The organism is Flavobacterium chungbukense (assembly GCF_020805785.1).
Classification (GTDB): domain Bacteria; phylum Bacteroidota; class Bacteroidia; order Flavobacteriales; family Flavobacteriaceae; genus Flavobacterium; species Flavobacterium chungbukense.
On sequence record NZ_JAJGZV010000003.1, the window covers coordinates 1 to 18,830 of the forward strand.

Annotated in this window: 18 protein-coding genes; 11 read left to right on the forward strand and 7 right to left on the reverse strand. The window is 31.6% G+C overall.

Features of this window, described 5'->3' with window-relative positions; translation table 11 throughout:
• The first annotated feature begins 2 nt into the window (after nt 1-2).
• The gene (locus tag LL966_RS22870) at nt 3-89 is read left to right on the forward strand and encodes an IS3 family transposase (protein WP_394799461.1); all 87 of its coding nucleotides are present in this window, start codon (nt 3-5) and stop codon (nt 87-89) included.
• Nucleotides 90-154: 65 nt separating this feature from the next.
• Here LL966_RS22870 and LL966_RS10265 read toward each other — a convergent pair whose 3' ends face one another.
• The 6 genes from LL966_RS10265 to xrtF form a co-directional block, all read right to left on the reverse strand.
• On the reverse strand, nt 155-835 hold the full coding sequence (locus LL966_RS10265; RefSeq protein ID WP_229352941.1) for a DedA family protein: 681 nt from the start codon (nt 833-835) through the stop codon (nt 155-157).
• 132 nt (nt 836-967) lie between these two features.
• Complete coding sequence (locus LL966_RS10270; RefSeq protein ID WP_229352943.1) at nt 968-1,309, reverse strand: heavy-metal-associated domain-containing protein; 342 nt, start codon at nt 1,307-1,309, stop codon at nt 968-970.
• A 43-nt stretch (nt 1,310-1,352) separates the two neighbouring features.
• On the reverse strand, nt 1,353-3,359 hold the full coding sequence (locus tag LL966_RS10275; RefSeq protein ID WP_229352945.1) for a TonB-dependent receptor plug domain-containing protein: 2,007 nt from the start codon (nt 3,357-3,359) through the stop codon (nt 1,353-1,355).
• A gap of 119 nt (nt 3,360-3,478) precedes the next feature.
• Nucleotides 3,479-3,877: an HYC_CC_PP family protein gene (locus LL966_RS10280; RefSeq protein ID WP_229352946.1), complete on the reverse strand. Its 399-nt coding sequence runs from the start codon at nt 3,875-3,877 to the stop codon at nt 3,479-3,481.
• 47 nt (nt 3,878-3,924) lie between these two features.
• On the reverse strand, nt 3,925-4,371 hold the full coding sequence (locus LL966_RS10285) for an exosortase F system-associated membrane protein (RefSeq protein WP_262909467.1): 447 nt from the start codon (nt 4,369-4,371) through the stop codon (nt 3,925-3,927).
• Nucleotides 4,361-4,897 carry an exosortase family protein XrtF gene (xrtF, locus tag LL966_RS10290; protein ID WP_229352947.1) on the reverse strand — a complete coding sequence of 179 codons (537 nt, stop codon included), beginning with the start codon at nt 4,895-4,897 and terminating at the stop codon, nt 4,361-4,363. Before xrtF ends, LL966_RS10285 begins: the two co-directional genes overlap by 11 nt.
• 70 nt (nt 4,898-4,967) lie before the next feature.
• Between xrtF and LL966_RS10295 the strand changes: the two genes are divergently transcribed.
• From LL966_RS10295 to LL966_RS10315, 5 genes are all read left to right on the forward strand, one after another.
• Nucleotides 4,968-5,423, forward strand: coding sequence for a GAF domain-containing protein (locus LL966_RS10295; protein WP_229352949.1), 456 nt, complete (start codon nt 4,968-4,970; stop codon nt 5,421-5,423).
• Between the two features lie 34 nt (nt 5,424-5,457).
• Entirely contained in the window at nt 5,458-6,153 is a 696-nt protein-coding gene (locus tag LL966_RS10300) for a toxin-antitoxin system YwqK family antitoxin (protein WP_229352950.1), read from the forward strand.
• A 51-nt stretch (nt 6,154-6,204) separates the two neighbouring features.
• Nucleotides 6,205-7,140 carry an energy transducer TonB gene (locus LL966_RS10305; protein WP_229352952.1) on the forward strand — a complete coding sequence of 312 codons (936 nt, stop codon included), beginning with the start codon at nt 6,205-6,207 and terminating at the stop codon, nt 7,138-7,140.
• A gap of 165 nt (nt 7,141-7,305) precedes the next feature.
• Nucleotides 7,306-7,572 (forward strand): 30S ribosomal protein S15, encoded by a 267-nt coding sequence (gene rpsO, locus LL966_RS10310; protein ID WP_007804772.1) that lies wholly within the window; start codon nt 7,306-7,308, stop codon nt 7,570-7,572.
• Between the two features lie 167 nt (nt 7,573-7,739).
• Entirely contained in the window at nt 7,740-9,875 is a 2,136-nt protein-coding gene (locus tag LL966_RS10315; protein ID WP_229352953.1) for a polyribonucleotide nucleotidyltransferase, read from the forward strand.
• A gap of 73 nt (nt 9,876-9,948) precedes the next feature.
• On the opposite strand, the gene LL966_RS10320 is transcribed toward LL966_RS10315, so the two are convergent.
• Nucleotides 9,949-11,034: a fatty acid desaturase family protein gene (locus tag LL966_RS10320; protein WP_229352955.1), complete on the reverse strand. Its 1,086-nt coding sequence runs from the start codon at nt 11,032-11,034 to the stop codon at nt 9,949-9,951.
• A gap of 103 nt (nt 11,035-11,137) precedes the next feature.
• Here LL966_RS10320 and LL966_RS10325 point away from each other — a divergent pair, with 103 nt between their 5' ends.
• From LL966_RS10325 to LL966_RS10345, 5 genes are all read left to right on the forward strand, one after another.
• A complete protein-coding gene (locus LL966_RS10325; protein WP_229352956.1) occupies nt 11,138-12,100 on the forward strand; it encodes a helix-turn-helix domain-containing protein in 963 nt (320 codons plus the stop codon).
• A 174-nt stretch (nt 12,101-12,274) separates the two neighbouring features.
• The gene (locus LL966_RS10330; RefSeq protein WP_229352958.1) at nt 12,275-13,021 is read left to right on the forward strand and encodes a hypothetical protein; all 747 of its coding nucleotides are present in this window, start codon (nt 12,275-12,277) and stop codon (nt 13,019-13,021) included.
• Nucleotides 13,022-13,026: 5 nt separating this feature from the next.
• Nucleotides 13,027-15,804 (forward strand): TonB-dependent receptor, encoded by a 2,778-nt coding sequence (locus tag LL966_RS10335; protein WP_229352960.1) that lies wholly within the window; start codon nt 13,027-13,029, stop codon nt 15,802-15,804.
• A 3-nt stretch (nt 15,805-15,807) separates the two neighbouring features.
• Nucleotides 15,808-17,016: a DUF4249 domain-containing protein gene (locus LL966_RS10340; protein WP_229352962.1), complete on the forward strand. Its 1,209-nt coding sequence runs from the start codon at nt 15,808-15,810 to the stop codon at nt 17,014-17,016.
• The gene (locus LL966_RS10345) at nt 17,004-18,752 is read left to right on the forward strand and encodes a hypothetical protein (RefSeq protein WP_229352964.1); all 1,749 of its coding nucleotides are present in this window, start codon (nt 17,004-17,006) and stop codon (nt 18,750-18,752) included. Before LL966_RS10340 ends, LL966_RS10345 begins: the two co-directional genes overlap by 13 nt.
• Nucleotides 18,753-18,830 lie beyond the last annotated feature (78 nt).

Sequence of the window (18,830 nt, forward strand, 5' to 3'; positions counted from 1 at the left end):
ATATAGAATACTATAATAATGAAAGAATAAAACTTAATTTAAAAGGAATGAGCCCGATAAAATATCGAGCTCATTATTATCAAATTTAATTATAAATTCGTCCAAACTTTTGGGTGCAGTCTAAAACTTCGGATTTTTTTATTTGTTATCTTTTTTATATCTGCTCGTTTGGTCTCTTTTTTAACAGCTTTACTAATACTGGGAAAGTTGAGATGATAACGATAATTACAATAATGTATTCAATATGTTTTTTCAAATCTATTCCTTGTTTTAAGAAAACACCATATAAATAATGTCCCGCAAAAATTAATATAAATGACCAAAGGAAAGAACTCAATATATTGTAAAACATAAACTTCTTTTTGTCCATTGAAACAATTCCTGCAACGATTGGAGCAAATGTTCTAAAAATTGGAAGGAATCTCGCGTAGATAATTGCTTTTCCTCCGTATTTTTCGAAAAAGTCTTTAGATTGAAGAAGGTATTTTTTCTTGAACCAAAATGAATCCTCTTTTTTAAATAGATAATAACCGCTTTTAGCTCCAAACCAATAACCCGTCATATTTCCTAAAACTCCCATTATAGCTACAGAAGTTGCAAGCAAAAGGACATTTAAAAAATCATTCGGAATAAATAAAACATTCTCAATTAAATCACGACTGTAAATACCTGCCAAAAAAAGCAAACTGTCTCCAGGCAGAAAAAAACCTGCAAAAAGTCCTGTTTCAGCAAACACTATAAACAGCACAATAAATAACCCAATCTGAAAACCTCCAACACTTAAAGTAATATAAAATTCAGGGTTTATTAACTGGGTCCAATCAAATTTATTCATAAAACGACGTTGGTTATTTTTATAGTTTGTGAAAGTAACAATAATTTACTGTAACCGCAATAAAATACGGTATTTTAAACATAAATTAACTATTAAAAAAAGCCCAAACGAATGCTTGGGCTTTAAGAATAATTATTCTCTTACATACTTGCAACAGCTGTGAAGATTATCGTAATCTGCATCTGTTGCTTTCACCTCTTTAGTATCGTGACCAACTTTAGCAATTGCTTTGTTTAAATCTGAAGGAGTAGTTTTCTCTTCGTTTAAAATAACAGAAAGCTGGTGAGAACTAATATCCCAACTTGCTGTTTTAACACCTGGAACTCCATAAGCCGCTTTTTCAATTCGTTTTTTGCATTGCTCGCAGTTTCCGTTTACTTCTGTAGTATATTTTAAATTTTTGTTCTTTTTAGTTTGAGCCTGCGCTGAAAATCCAAAAAGAGCTATGATTACTATTAAAACTAATTTTTTCATACTTATTTATTTTTATTGTTATTGAAATTGATTTTTGAAATTGTTATTTAATTTTAAAACGCAATCCTGCATAATACATTTGTCCAAAAATTGGCGCATATGCAACAGATGCATCAAAATTGGGTCCAAAAGGATTATCTGCCCCTAAAATTGCTTTTTCTTGTTTGTAATTTCCAATATTTTCCCCTCCGATATAAACCTCAAAAACAGAAGAAAAAACACGTGTTACCTGCGCATTTACCACTGCATACGCTGGAGAAAAATCAGGAAATTGATCTTCCGCTGGATTTGAAGCCGTATAAGGCAATTGTTGTTTTCCTGACCAATTATAAGTAAAATCAAACCTCCATTGTTTGTCGTTATTTAAAGTTGTTTCATACTCTAAATTACCCAAAAAACGATGTTTTGCCTGCAAAGGGCGCTGAAACGAACCTCTTAAATAATCGGTTTGAATATCATAATATTTATACGCCGTTCTTAAATTTAAATTATGAATTAACTCATAATTAAACTCAACTTGCAAGCTATTTGCAAACGAACTCCCTTCTAAATCATAAAACAAAACTTGCTGCGGACTTTGCATCAAATCTACAACTGCCTGATTTTGAAAATCTGTACGATACAAATCAAAACCTGCATCGGCATTTTTACCAAAAATTTTGAATTTCTGCGAAAAACTTACACCATAATTCCAAGCAATTTCTGGATTTAGTCCGTAAACTTTTCCATTAGAATCTAAAACTGAAAACGTTCTTGAACTAGCAAAAAGCTGCTGGTTTTCAGCAAAAATATTAGCAGAACGTTTTCCTCTTCCTGCTGAAAAACGAACAACACCATTTTTCCAAGGATTGTATCTCATGTGCAATCTCGGAGTAACAAAAAATCCTAATCGGTTATGATTATCTACTCTTCCTCCTAAAATCAAACTAAAATTATCAGTATTATCGTAGGTATATTCAAAGAAAGCTCCAACCGAATTATCTATTCTGCTTACATCTGTTAAGTTTACAAATTCTTGATACTGATCATAACTAAAATTCAATCCAGTTGTAAACTTATGCATTGTGTTGCTTATAATCGAATTGAAAATCAAATTAGAATAAAAGCTGTTCTGTTTGATATCGTATTGATTTAAACCAAAATAAGAATCTTGTTTATGACTATTAAAAGCATTTTGAAAACCAATACTCTGATAGGGCATATCTTTGAATACATATCCAATTTTAGTCGAAACATCAAAACGTTCTGTATTAATTTCTGAACCCCAATAATTTGTTGTTCCGCGATCACGATCTTTATCAAAATCAAGTTCTCCTGTTTGCTTTTTATCATTCATATATCTGAAATTGATAAAACTCACCAAACCGCTTTCCGGATTGTAATATTGGTAACGGTTTAAAACATTGATTTGTTTTCCTAATGGATTATCTAGAAATCCATCATTGTTCATATCATTTTTTGCTACACGTGTATTTCCGTGAACAAATAAACTTGTCGCCCATTTGTCTGACAACTTTTTATTGAAATGAGTATTTAATTCAAATCGAGAATCGGTTGAACCGTAAGCATTCAGAAAAAACGGAATATCGCTCAAAGGTTTTAAAAGCTCGGTATTAATCTGACCAGAAATACTTTCGTAGCCATTGATTACGCTTCCTGCTCCTTTTGTAATCTGAACACTTTCTATCCAAGTTCCAGGTGTAAATGATAAACCGTAAGCTTGAGAAGCTCCTCGAACCGAAGGAATATTTTCTTCTGTTATCATCAAATAAGGACTTGTCAAACCAAGCATTTTGATTTGTTTCGTACCCGTTAAGGCATCAGAAAAATTGACATCGATTGACGGATTGGTTTCAAAACTTTCGGCTAAATTACAACAAGCGGCTTTTAGTAGTTCTTTGCTTGTAATTAGAGATGTATTGGCTGTTACTGTAAAGGATTTTTTAATCCCTTTTTGCTTTTTATTGATTTTTACTTCCTCTAAATCTTCTTGTGAAAACATAGAAACAGAAAGCAAAAACGCCGCAAAAAGCATTATTTTTTTTTGCATAAAAAATGATTTTAATGTTGAAATAGAACTACATTCTTGATGGTTATTCAAAAAGAAAAACAATCAAAATGTAAATACAAAGTCTTTACTAAGACTTGCATAGCATCTTAACATTAAAATCAGGAATAAAAAATATACTGATGGTATAATTTGAATAAGGGGGGCGCATTCGCATCAGAATAATACGAAAGAACTTCTTTCTTTTTAAAATTAGAAAGCGCTAAAAAAGTTAAAGGTTTGTATTCTTGCAGTACGGCAGGAAAATCAAATTGAAAGAAGAAAAACTTAAGTGTTGCGTTATCCGATTTTTTCTCAATCTGAACGTGTTTGTCTTTACAGCAAGAGTTCTTTTTTTCTTTAGAACCGCAACATTTTTTTTCAACTACAGGTTTTGCAACTGTATTTAAAGATATAGAAGCAATTTTTCCTCCGCAATAGTGCACATCAAGAGCAAACCCAATATTGGAAACCAATAAAAGGATAGCTAAAAATAGACCTGTACACTTTTTAATATTCATACCGCAAAATTATTCAAAAAGGATTTATAAAAAAACTTAAACAAATGTTATTTTTTGGAATTTTGAAATTGATAATAAAATCCAGGAATAAATAGCAGAACTAAAATAGGCTGAATTATAAATCGTCGCACGTAAAAAAGAAGCCAGCTTGCGGTTGGAAAAAAGTCTAAAACAATAAAAAATGCCGTTAATAGCACTATTAAAAACAAGCTGTACATTATTATACTAAACTTTAAAATATCTCGGTTTTTGAACAAGACATAAATCAAACTTAATGACAAAGCCGAGTTAATTATATATCTGAAAAACAGACTATAGAAAAGTTTTAACTTATCAACTTGAGGATAGGGCAAATTCTTAAAGTCATTCTGAAAATAATTTATAAATGGATCATAAAACAACTTCAATTCAAACATTCTTACCAATGCCAAACCAAGCACAATAAGTACTGCTGCAATCAGTTTAAATTTATTTTCGAGTAATTTATTTAGCATATTTTGAAAATCTATTGATCCAAAAAATCCATAAAAGAAAAACATACCCATAAATAATTAATGGGAAAACAATGTCATGAACTAATTTGTTGCTTTCTGGAAAATTATATAAAAGAACTACCAACAAAGCAATTCGAAATACATTTAAAATATAAATAGACACAATTCCAAATACTATAAATAAAAGGGTGTTTTTTAATTTTCCGGAAAAAGCCGCAATAAAAGAAACAAACAGAATCATAACACTTACAGCATTGCATCCTTCAATTATTCTTGCTAGAAATAAATTATTAAAAATAATTTCTAGCCACGGATTTTGAGAACTTTTTTGAATGATGATATTATAATCAAAAATCTTTAATAATGATTCAGCGTTTTGGCCAACAAACAATGAAATATCGTCAATATCATTGACTTCATAACCATTTAAATAGAATTTATATAGAATCGTCAAGACAATATAAGTCAGAAAAAAGACGCTTACAAAAATCAAGAAAGGCTTAAATTGAAGGAAATATTTTTTCAAGAGATTTTTTTTTCAAATTTATATATTTTTTGAGTTTAGCTTTAAATACTTTTGTATAAAATTTTATATTATGACATTTCAAGAATTACAACCAAAAATAAGCAGTATTATTGCTGACAATCAAAAAAATAGAGACGAAAAGCTATTAGCAGTTTGCCAACTTCTAAACGAAAATGTGGATTATTACAACTGGGTTGGTTTTTATTTCGCTAATCACGACGCTAAGACATTACATCTTGGTCCGTATGTTGGAGCAGAAACAGATCATACCGTTATTCCTTTTGGAAAGGGAATTTGCGGGCAAGTAGCTGAAAGCAATGCTAATTTTGTAGTGCCAGATGTTAAAGCGCAAGACAATTACATCGCCTGCAGTTTGACCGTAAAATCAGAAATTGTGGTACCTCTTTTTGTAAATGGAATTAATATTGGTCAAATTGATATTGACAGCCATGTTATCGATCCTTTTACAGAAGCTGACGAAAGATTTTTAGAATTTGTAAATCAAGAGGTTGCTAAATTATTTTAGAAAAATTATCTTTAATAATAAAAAATAGAACTGAATGAAAGGAAACAGCCTACTCTTTTTGCTTCTGATTATTTCAGTTCAACTTTCTGCGCAAATCAGCATGGTTTCTAAAAAAATCTTTTTAGACTCGTTATATCAAGAATGCGCGCCAGAAAATTATACTTACACAAGAGTCATTACCAATTACTCTCAAAAAAGTGTCCGTTATGTCGTAACAGATTATTACAAAAACGGAAGAAAGAAAATGACCGGATCTACCTTAAATCGTGATATTTTGAAAAAAGATGGAGAGTTTATTTATTATTTCAAAAATGGCGCTAAAGAATCGGTTATAAACTATTCGGAAGACCGAAAAATTGGAAAAGAAATTAATTGGTATACGAATCAAAATAAGAAATCAGAGAAACAGAATTTGTGGGATTCTAAAACAAAAAAATCTCAAACCTTAATTCTGAATTGCTGGGACGCTGATAAAAATCAGACTGTAACTGATGGAAACGGAGAATTTGAAGAAACCGTTGGATCTGTAACTCAAAAAGGCGAAATAAAAAACGGGTTAAAACAAGGGGTTTGGCAAGGAAATGATTCTTCTAAAAATATTTCGTTTACCGATAATTATGATAAAGGTGTATTAATTTCGGGGTTTAGCATCGATGCAAACAATATAAAGACTTCTTATTCTTCTTTAATAGAGAAACAAACTGGTAAAAAAAATCTTAATTCAAAATAAATTTATTGATACAGTATTTTACAAAACACTATTTTTACTACAAAAAAACCAATGAGAAAAACGCTTTATTTACTGCTAATATTATTTCCAGCATTTCTTTTTTCGCAAAATGCATCAGACAAAATCATCTATTTTGATTCTATTGGAAAAGATGCTTCAAAAGAAAATTATGTCTTTTACAGAATTATAAAAGATTTTAGCAAAGAGAAAGATTCTTATCAAGTTAAAGATTATTATAAATCGGGTACTTTAAAAATGGAAGGAAATTCCAAAACAAAAGATGGTTTATCTAAAGATGGTCAATATGTTTACTATTATGAAAATGGTAAAAAGAAAAAAACTGAAAATTACATTAAAGCAAGATTAAATGGCGATTTCTCAGAATGGTATGAAAATGGCAATCCTAAATTAAAAGGAGAATACGTTGATTCTGGATCAGGAATTGACTCAGATGTAAAAATTTATGATTTTTGGAATTCTAAAAACGAACATACCGTTGAAAAAGGGAATGGATGGTATGAAGATGAAGGAGAAAATTCTTTGGCTCAGGGAAATATAAAGAATGGATTTAAAGATGGAGAATGGAAAGGCCTTTTTAAAGATTCGAAATATCAATATATAGATATTTATAAGGAAGGAAAGTTCATCTCCGGAAAAAGCAAAAACGCTGAAGGTCTAGTAAGAGAATATACCCAACTAGAATCAAGACCACTACCCAAAAAAGGAGTAAACGATTTCTACCAATTTATTGGAAAAAACTTTGTGGTGCCAAAAGAAGCGGTAACAAATAAAATATCAGGAAAACTAATAATTCAATTTATAATTGAAAAAGACGGCAAAATAACAGAACCTAAAATACTCAAATCACTAGGATATGGTCTAGATGAAGAAGCTATAAGAGTTATTACCAGCTATGAAAACTGGATTCCTGGAAAACAAAGAGGTGTTCCTGTTCGCGTACAATATTCGATACCGTTGACAATATAAAATTAGTAAACCCAGAAGACGGTAAATTACTCAAAAAATAAAAATCGGCACTCTCTTTTAAGATTCTTTTATTTTTGTTTGATTTTTTTGTTTTTTTAATCTAATTTTGCACCCGTCTTACAAAAGCTGTATTGACATACATAAAAATCATTAAATAATATTGGAATGTATTTAACTAAAGAAAAGAAAGAAGAGATTTTCGCACAACACGGTGGTGCAACAAACACTGGAAGCGCAGAAGGTCAAATTGCATTGTTCACTTACAGAATTTCTCACTTAACTGAACACTTGAAAAAAAATCGTCACGATTACAACACTGAGCGTTCTCTTGTACTATTAGTAGGTAAAAGAAGAGCGTTACTTGATTACTTGAAAAAGAAAGAGATCAACAGATATCGTGAGATTATCAAAGTATTGAATATCAGAAAATAATCAATATAGAAAAGAGGTGCGAAAGTGCCTCTTTTTGTTTTTACATTGCACGCATAATACAAGAAAAAAAGTTTGGTTTTTCATTGGGTTTTAGATAACAACAACTACACATAACAACAACTACAACACAACTAAAACCCATTGTTTAATCAATAAGGAAAAAATTTATGATTCCACAATTATTTGTAGAAAAAATCGATTTAGGTGATGGCAGAAGCATCACAATCGAGACAGGTCGTCTAGCAAAACAAGCTGACGGTTCTGTAGTAGTAAGAATGGGCGACACAATGATTCTTGCAACAGCAGTTTCAGCTCGCACATCAAACCCAGGCGTTGACTTTTTACCATTAACGGTAGATTACCGCGAAAAATTTGCAGCAGCAGGTCGTTTCCCAGGAGGTTTCTTTAAGAGAGAAGCACGTCCAAGCGACAGCGAAGTATTGACAATGAGATTAGTTGACCGTGTTTTGCGTCCACTTTTCCCAGACGATTACCATGCTGAAACACAAGTTATGATTCAATTAATGTCTCATGACGAAACTGTTATGCCAGATGCATTAGCTGGTTTAGCAGCATCTGCAGCATTAGCTGTTTCAGATATTCCATTTTACAACTTAATTTCTGAAGTACGTGTTGCACGTATCGACGGAAAATTAGTAATTAACCCAAGCAGAGAAGAATTAGAAAAATCTGACATCGATATGATGATTGGTGCTTCTATGGATTCTGTTGCCATGGTTGAAGGTGAGATGAAAGAAATTTCAGAAGCTGAAATGATTGAAGCTATTAAGTTTGCTCACGAGGCTATCAAAGTTCAAATTCAGGCTCAATATCGTTTACAGGAAGCTTTTGGTAAAAAAGAAATCCGTACTTACGAAGGAGAAAGAGAAAATGAAGAAATTTATGCAAAAGTAAAAGCTGCAGCATACGATAAAATCTATGCTATTGCAAAAGTTGGTTCAGCTAAACACGAAAGAGGCGCTGCATTTGCTGAAGTAAAAGAAGAAGTAAAAGCTTTATTTACTGAAGAAGAATTAGCTGCTGACGGTGATTTAGTTTCTAAATATTTCTACAAAACAAACAAAGAAGCTGTTCGTAACGTAGTTTTAGAATTAGGTGTTCGTTTAGATGGTAGAAAAACTACAGATATCAGACCAATCTGGTGTGAAACTGATTATTTACCAAGAGTTCACGGTTCATCTTTATTTACACGTGGAGAAACTCAAGCTTTGGCAACTGTAACTTTAGGAACTTCTAGAGAAGCAAACCAAATCGATTCTCCATCTGAACAAGGTGAAGAGAAATTCTACTTACACTATAACTTCCCTCCTTTCTCTACTGGTGAAGCAAAACCATTAAGAGGAACTTCAAGAAGAGAAGTTGGTCACGGTAACTTAGCGCAAAGAGCGTTAAAAAATATGATTCCTGCTGATTGTCCTTACACAATTCGTGTTGTTTCTGAAGTTTTAGAATCTAACGGTTCTTCTTCTATGGCAACAGTTTGTGCCGGAACAATGGCCTTAATGGATGCTGGAGTTCAAATGGTGAAACCAGTTTCTGGTATCGCTATGGGATTGATTACTGACGGAGAGAAATTTGCTGTATTGTCTGATATTTTAGGTGATGAAGATCACTTAGGAGATATGGACTTTAAAGTAACTGGAACTGCTGACGGTATTACAGCTTGTCAAATGGACATCAAAATTGATGGTTTACGTTATGACATTATGGAGCAAGCTTTGGCTCAAGCTCGTGATGGACGTTTACACATTTTAGGAAAATTAACTGAGACTATCGCTGCTCCAAGAAATGAAGTAAAAGCACATGCACCAAAAATCATTACTAGAACTATTCCTGGTAACTTTATTGGAGCATTAATTGGACCTGGTGGAAAAGTAATTCAAGAATTACAAAAAGCTACTGGAACAACTATCGTTATTAATGAAGTTGATGAGCAAGGTGTTATCGAAATCTTAGGTACAGATCCTGCTGGAATTGAAGCAGTATTAGCAAAAATTGCTTCTATTACTTTCAAACCAGTATTAGGAGAAGCTTACGAAGTTAAAGTAATTAAAATGCTTGATTTTGGAGCTGTCGTAGAATATACTGCTGCACCAGGAAATGAAGTATTGCTTCACGTATCTGAATTAGCTTGGGAACGTACAGAAAACGTTGCTGATGTAGTTAAGATGGGAGATGTTTTCCAAGTGAAGTACTTAGGAGTTGATCCTAAAACTAAAAAAGAAAAAGTGTCTAAAAAAGCACTTGTTCCAAGACCTCCACGTGAGGAGAAAAAAGAGTAATCAGATCTTAGTTTACTAAAGGTTTATTCATAGAAAACCCCAATTCATTAATTGAATTGGGGTTTTTAAGTTTTTATTTTGTCTTCACTACAGGATTTCCCATTTTATGCAAATGAACAAAATGCGAAAACATCATTTCAAACAATGTTTTATGATGATAAGGCTGCCTATACTCTTTTGTTGTTTTTTTAATTATTTCATTTATTTCACTATAATTTGTATGACAGATATTAGGAAAAAGATGATGGGCTGCATGACAATTGGAACCTCCACTTAAAAATCTTGCCCAACCTTTATCTGCATCCCAATCGCAGCTAGTGTAAAGCTGATGAACCGCCCAAGTGTGTTCTAAAAACTCTCCCTCGGGCTGCGGATAATCTGCTCCATCAAAAAAATGGGTCCCAACAAGCATAATAATAAATACCATGGATGTAAATGCACTGGCGGTAAGATAACTCAAAACTACAAATGTCCATGAAAAATCAGAATACAATAATGGAAGAACCAGTACCAAAGAAAAATAAAATATTTTATACAATACAAATCTAAAATATAATGCCGCTTTAGGAACACCCCTTTTCATCCAGTTGTAGTCTTCTGAAAATAAATACACCCAATCACTCATAAAAACAGAATGCAGTAAAGTAAACATATAGACAAATGGCGCGTAATATGCCTGATATTTATGCTTCGGTTTCCAAGGATGCGTTGGGCTTAATCTCAAAAAAGGGTTTTTATCTATATCTATATCACTTCCTTCTACATTTGCATATAAATGGTGCGATCTAATATGTCTTAATCCCCAAAGCATCGAATCAATTCCAACAGTAAGAAAACTGAAAAAATGCAAAACGGAATTTGCCTTTTTATTTTGGAATGCCGTATTGTGCGAAGCATCATGCCCAAAACTAAATCCTATTAATAAGCCTGATAATTGAAAAATAACATATAAAACCCAAAAGTCTATTTTAGTGATGGAATCCAAAAAAAGCAAAGAATAAGACAAATAACAAACTAATGTCCAAAACAAGCCTTTAAACCAAAACCGCGCATCTCCATAAGAAATAGTTTTATTCTGAAGTTTTTCCTGCACTCTTTTTTTTAAAACAGAAAAGAAAAGTTTTTCGTCTTCTGATTTATTAAAATATTTAGCTTTCATAAATTTTCTTTTTTAATTTCATGACAAACCTATTGCATTTATCGCATATAAATTTGCGTAAACTAATAAAGCATTTTTATATATTTGTGATTATCGCAAAAACATGAAATCACAAGAGTTATTTTTAAAAGCAATTAGACAGAAAATTTCACCATCAGTTTCTCTTATTGATGAGATGGCAGGAGTTTTGGAAATCAGCTATGATGCTTCACATCGAAGAATCTCAGGAAAAAGTAAGTTTTCTATAGACGAAACAATCAAACTAGCCAACCACTTTAATATTTCGCTGGATAATTTATTCTCGAATAAAGAAAAAGTAATTGTTGAAAAAACAATCGAAATCGAAAATTTGAAAGATATGCTTCAGTATTTCAAATCATCGGCAGAAAATATAGAAGCGCTAACCAAAAGTGAAAAAACAACACTTTTTTATTCTGCCAAAGACATTCCTTTGTTTTATTTCATGGACGGTACCATATTATCCAAATTCAAAGCTTTTGTATGGCTTAACCTTTTAAATTCCAACCAGAAAAAAGTAGAATTTGAAAATTTTGTAGTAGATGAATCTTTTACAGAATACATGCAAAAATTAAAAAAAATATATGAAAACACTTTTGTGAACGAAGTATGGAACGATACCACCATAAACAGTAGTTTACAGCAGATCTTATATTTTTATGAAGCTGGTCTTCTCAATCTCAAATCTGCTCAAGCTTTATGCAATGATCTCAAGAGAATTATAAATGTAATACAGGAAAAGTGCAAAACTCCTAATACCCATTTTGCCATTTATTATAATGAGTTAATACTATTAAATAACAATATGCTTATCGAATCGGAAGAAAAACTAACCATGTTTGTTCCTTATACTCTTTTAGGATATTTCATTACCGATAACAAAGACAGTTGCAAAAATGTGCATCAGTTTTTCAAACAGCAAATCATAAATTCAAAACCTTTGGGACAATCTGGAATTAAAGAACAAAATCTTTTCTTTAATCGCATTCTCAGGAAGATTGATTATTACATGGAAAAATTAAACTCTGAGGTAGATTTATTTTTTTAAAAACTAGAACAGCACCCAATATTATTTAGTAGTATTTTACTTGTCTTATAAGCAAAATCAAGGCTTTTAAACTCTATTATATAACCTTTTTATTACATTTTAACACCTGCTCTCCGTTTTTTAAAATATATTTTTAATACATTTGGAATCATCAATCCAAAAACAGAATATTCCTTGAAAAATCACAAAAAAAAGAACATCCTTATATTAGTATTTGGATTATTCTTAAACATTTCTAATTTATACAGCCAAAATAATAAAGAAGAATCAATCTACAATCTATTTGACAAAACCATTGGCATAGAAAATTTAGGTATCAGTAACGGCCCCGTGTACAAAGATACTTATACTACAATTGACAACAACAGCATGTATTATGTTTCGAACGATTTCAGAAAGGGTTCTGTAGTCTATGACGGACAAATCTATTATGATGTCAATCTAAAATATAATACCTACAAAGATGAATTGATCCTGATTCCACATGGAGAGTCTAAATATTCTACCATCTCTTTGATTCAGGACAAGACAAGCTCGTTTACCCTAAATGGCAGAAACTTTGTCAATTTAAACAAAAAGTTATCCCCACTGCCAGAACTGACAACTGGTTATTATGAAGTTACTGCTCTTCGAGAGGATTTTAATTTTTATATCAAACATTTTAAAAAGCTTGAAAATAAAACAGTAGACAATAAAGTATATTCCAATTTCATTGAAAACAATACTTATTTTATTTTTTATAAAGGCACTTTTTATACCAGTAATAGCAAGAGTGAAATTGTAAAAATATTTCCAAACCAAAAGAGAAAGATTAATGATTTTTATGCAATGAATAGAGAGATAAGAAAATCAGATTATGATCAATTTATGATCAATTTACTTAAACACATCAATGCATCTCTATTACTTACAGAAAAATAAACCATATGAGAAAATTTCTACTTATTTTATTTGCCTTTATTTCTAATCAACTTCTTTTTGCTCAAAATACTGATGAAAAACTATCCATTGAATTGAAAAATGCAGACATGATGACTGTCATTCAAACCATTGAAAAATCATCATCATACCGCTTTTATTTTGATTCTGAGTGGATAAAATCAAACAAAAATCTATACACGGCTAGTTATAATCAAGCTTCTATTGAAGAAATATTGGGCAAGATTTTCACCAATACAAATCTTAATTTTTACATTCTAAAAAAGAAAGTAATCTTAACCAGCAATAGCAGTATTCATGATAAATTACCTGCAAATTACTTCCCTGAAACCAATGATCCTGCCAATCAGATCAGCAGAAGAGCGCAAAATCCTGTGTTTTATCAACAGTATGATTCTTTAAACAGCGTTAGTACTAAGAAAAATAACAGCATTGTATTTATTGGGAAAGAAAGTGATATTAGTGATAAAAAAACAAGCAACTTGTCTGGCTACATTAGAAACGCAGCAACCAATAAACCTGAAGCTAATGTTAACATCAAAATACGCAACAAAAACATCAGCACTGTTACAGACAACGAAGGTCATTACAGCATCCAAATGCCTCTTGGAGTTAATGTGATAGAAATTAAATCGCTTAATTACAAAAAGAAGGTACAAACGGTAATGGTCTATAACGACGGAACACTTGACCTTGACATACATGAAGACACTAATCTGCTAGATGAAGTAGTCATCAAAAAAAGAGGAAAGAGAGTTACAGAAACTGTTGTTTCGGGTTTAGTTTCGATTGATATTGAAGCAGTAAAAAATGTTCCGCTAATATTAGGAGAACGCGATCTTTTTAAAATTGCCACTACTTTTCCAGGAATCAAAACTACAGGTGAAGGTTCTGCAGGTTTTAATGTTCGAGGTGGTAAAGAAGATCAAAACTTGATTCTTTTAAACAATGCTGTACTTTACAATCCACAACATTTCTTAGGATTCTTTTCGGCTATAAATCCTTATGTTACAAAAAAAGCAGACATTTATAAAGGAAGTATTCCTGTCGATTTTGGAGGACGTTTGTCTTCTGTTTTTGATATTAGTTCAAAAAATGGTAATGCAGAAAAAGTTTCTGGAGAAGGGTCAATTGGTCCAATAACTACTAATATTACTGTCGGATTGCCAATTGAAAAAAACAAATCGAGTATTCTTGCCGGAGTACGAGCAACTTATTCTGATTGGATTTTGAAATCGTTAGATGATGAAGATTTAAAAAATAGCGAAGCTGGATTTTATGATGTTTTCTTAAAATACAATAACACTATAAACAAAAATAATGCTGTTGAAGCCACTGCATATTACAGCAAAGATCGTTTTAGAATTAGTTCAGATTCTTTATACAAATACAGCAACAGGCTTATTTCGGCAAAATGGGATCATACGTATAACAAAAAAAATAAATCGTCTTTAATCTTCTCTAATAGCGAATACAAATTTAATATTGACTACGATAGCAATGACGAAAATGCTTTTGATTTTGGATACAAAATCAATGAAACGCAATTGATGATGAAATTCAATTATGCTTATAATGAGAAACATAGCATAAACTACGGTCTGTCAAGTAAATTGTATAATGTAAGTCCTGGTTATCAAAATCCTAAAAATCCAGAATCATTATTAACCCCAATTAATATTGACAAAGAAAAAGGACTAGAATCGGCTATTTTCATAGCAGATAACTTTAAATTGAATGATAAACTAGAAATAGATTTAGGATTACGTTATTCTTTTTATGCCGCTTTAGGAGAAGCAACAGAACATATTTATCAAGATGATGCTCCTTTAAATGAAGGAACTCTTATTGACACAAAACACTACGGAAATAATCAGGTAATGAAAACTTACGGCGGTATTGAGCCTCGAGTTTCTGCTCGTTATTTTTTCACAAAAGACTTTTCTGTAAAAGCAAGTTTTGATCAAACAAGACAATATATCCATCTACTATCAAACAATACAACTCAATCTCCTACAGATAGCTGGACATTATCGAATACAAATGTAAAACCGCAGAGTGGAAAACAGTATTCTCTAGGTTTATACAAAACAATATTAGACGATGAAATTGAACTTAGCTTAGAAGGATATTATAAAAGATCTAAAAATATAATGGATTATAAAGTTGGCGCAAATCTATTATTAAATGAAGCTATAGAAACACAATTATTGCAAGGAGATGGAAAAGCTTACGGTGTTGAATTTTTACTAAAAAAACAATATGGAAGATTGAACGGATGGATTGGATATACCTATTCTAGAACTTTTATTAAACTGGATAGTAAATTTGATTCTGAAAGAATTAATAATGGTGACTTTTTCCCTGCAAATTTTGATAAACCACATGATTTAAGCACAGTTTTAAATTATAAATTTACTAAGCGTTATAGTTTGTCTACAAACTTTATGTACCAAACAGGACGACCAATTACATATCCTATTGGGACTTATCAATATGGAAATGCAGAATATACTTTATATAGCGACAGAAACAAATACCGAATTCCCGATTACATTCGTCTAGATATTGGAATTAACATTGAAGGAAATCATAAAATTAAAAAACTGGCGCATAGTTTTTGGAACATTTCTGTTTATAATGTCTTAGGCCGAAACAATCCGTATTCAATTTATTTTGCAACAGAGAACGGACAGGTAAAAGCGTACAAGACATCTATTTTCTCAATTCCTGTTCCAAGTATAACATATAATTTTAAATTTTAAAAAATGTATCAAAAAGCTATAAAAATCAAACACTCGAGTAAAATCATTCTTTTACTTCTATTAAGCTTATTGATTAGTAGTTGTACAGAGACTTATAATTTACAAACCAACACTTATGAGGAAGCAATCGTTATTGAAGCTACACTAACAAATGAACTTAAAAAGCAAGAAATAAAGATTACTAAAACTGCTCGATTTGAAGATGAAGGAGTAACTACTGTAACTGGTGCAACGGTTACAATAAAAGACAACCTAAACAATACATATTCTTTCGCGGAGCAGTCTGACAAATATGTTTCTGAAACAGAATTTGCAGCTCTTGCCGGTAGACAATATCATTTGGAAGTGAGAACTAAAGATGGTAAAGTTTACGAATCATCTAATCAAACTTTAACAACAGTAAGTCCAATCACGAGTGTGGTTCCAACTGCTGTTACAAAAGAAAAGGAAGGACTTGGCGTTCAAATTAATGTAAACAGTTACGATCCAACAAGAACTTCAAAATATTATAGATATGAATATGAAGAAACTTATAAAATTGTAGCTCCAAAATGGTCTTCTGAAAGAGCTATCGTTACAGGTACTCAAGGAATAAGGGTACAAGAAGATAATGATCCGAACAAAAAAGTCTGTTATGCAACAAAAAAATCAACAGACATCATTATCACCTCTACAAACAATTTAACAGAAGATCGCGTCAATTTACCAGTTAGATTCATCAAAGAAGATGATTACATTGTGGCACAGCGATATAGCATATTAGTAAAACAATACGTAGAAAACCAAGAAGCTTATGCTTTTCATAAAATTATGAAAGAAATGGCTACGTCTTCAAGCGTGTTATCGCCAAAACAGCCTGGAGTACTTTCTGGTAATATTAGATGTACAAGCAATGTTGATGAAAAAGTTATAGGTTATTTTGATGTTACATCCGTATCGACTCAAAGAATCTTTTTTAATTACACCGATTTATTTCCTCCGACTAATACCCCAGCTTATTTAAATCCGTGTGAAAACATTTCATTTAGATACTGTTTTCAGCTTAATACAAATCCTCCTTGTGATGGACCTGCATTAATTTCTGGCATACAAAACAACGCCATTACCTATATAGCCGGCGAAGGATCAGCAACCTACACCATGGTAGAGGCTGCATGCGGAGATTGTACAACATTTGCGTCTAATATAATACCTTCATTTTGGAAAGACTAAAACACATTTTATTATTGATATTGCTTATCAGTACCAAACAAATCGCGGCCCAACAAGAAGTTTCTTTAAATGAAACCTTATTTATCCATGCAAATGCAACAACATTTGTTTCTGGCGAAACTCTATTGTATAAAATCTATTGCCTTAAAAGCACAGACAAAACGCCAAGCGCAATTAGCAAAATAGCTTACACAGAACTTGTAGATAGTAATAGCAACGTTATTTTTAAAAACAAATTACGTCTAAACAACAGTACCGCTGCAGGAGACTACTTTATTCCTACTACAATAAAAACAGGCAATTACAAACTTATAGGATATACGGCTTGGACTTTAAATTCGTCTGTTTCGAAAATTTTTCAAATTGACATTAAAATCATAAATCCATATGAAGTCAATGAAACTAACACTGCGGACAAAAATTCTTCAATAAAAACTACTGAAGAAAAAGCAGTTGTATTGACAGCATCGCCTATCAATAAAGAAAATTTATTGGACCAGAATTTCAAAATAAACTTAAACAAAAAAAACTTTTCAAATCGTGAAAAAGTTGTTTTAGAAATTGCTTCTCTGTCTTCTGCTGAAAAAGGAAACTACTCTCTTTCTGTTAGAAAAATAGATAATTTAACTTTTGCACAACAGTTGACTGCTAGCGAATTTTCTAAAAACACAGCTAGTATTGAGACTTTAAAAACAAAAGAAAAACTAATTCTTCCTGAACTTCGTGGAGAAACGATTTCTGGTAAAATCATCCCAAAAGACAATTCTACAAGCATTCAAAATATCAATGTAGCATTATCGATTACAGGAAAATCTTTCGCCTTTAAAGTGGTAAAAACAGATCAGGTTGGTCATTTCATTTTCAATTTAGATAAAAATTATACCGGCAACGAAACTGTTTTACAGGTTTTAGGAGAGCAAAAAGAAAGCTTTACCATAGAACTTGATAAAGCAACCGAGCCAGAGTATAGTAAATTATCCTTTCAGCCTAGTTTTAGATTACCAATTGAATTTAAAGAAACATTATTAGAAAGATCAATTGCAAGTCAGATCGAAAATGCGTACTATTTAAATAAAACAGACAGCCTTGTAAAACCAGAGAAAATAGACCCGTTTTATTCTCCGATTGCTAAAGAATACAACCTTAACGACTTTACTCGATTCCCTACTTTAAAAGAAACCATCATCGAAATCGCAACCGCAGCTTCTTACAAACAAAACGGCGGTAATTATAGCTTACATGTTGTAGATTACAGTACAAAATTTCAGTCACCAGAACCCGCATTAGTTATTGTTGATGGTTTGCTGCTGCAAAATGTAAACGAACTTTTTACCTACAACATGAATAATGTTCGCAGCATCAATGTCTTAACTGGAGGATATTATGTGGGGCCAAAAGTTTTTAATGGAATAATCAGCATTATCACTGAAGATGGCAATTATACCAGCCCACAAAAAGAAAATTACATCTTAAAACCAGCGCTTCTAAGGCCTTCTCTAAAAAAGTCTTATTATAAAACAGATTATACCGACACTACTAAATACGAAAGAATTCCAGATTTTAGAAGTCAGTTATTATGGAACCCAGAAATAGATTTAAGCAATGGAAAACCTATTACTTTTTTCACCTCAGATCTTTCTGGAACATACGAAATAAGCTTAGAAGGTTTTACTGAGAAAGGAAATCCTGTTTCAATTAAAGATTTTATCGAAATAAAAGATAGTTCTGCAAATTAAAATTAAAAATAAATAACACTAAAAACTCCTGTGCATGAATGTATTGGAGTTTTTTTTTTATTTTTTTTCATTTAATTG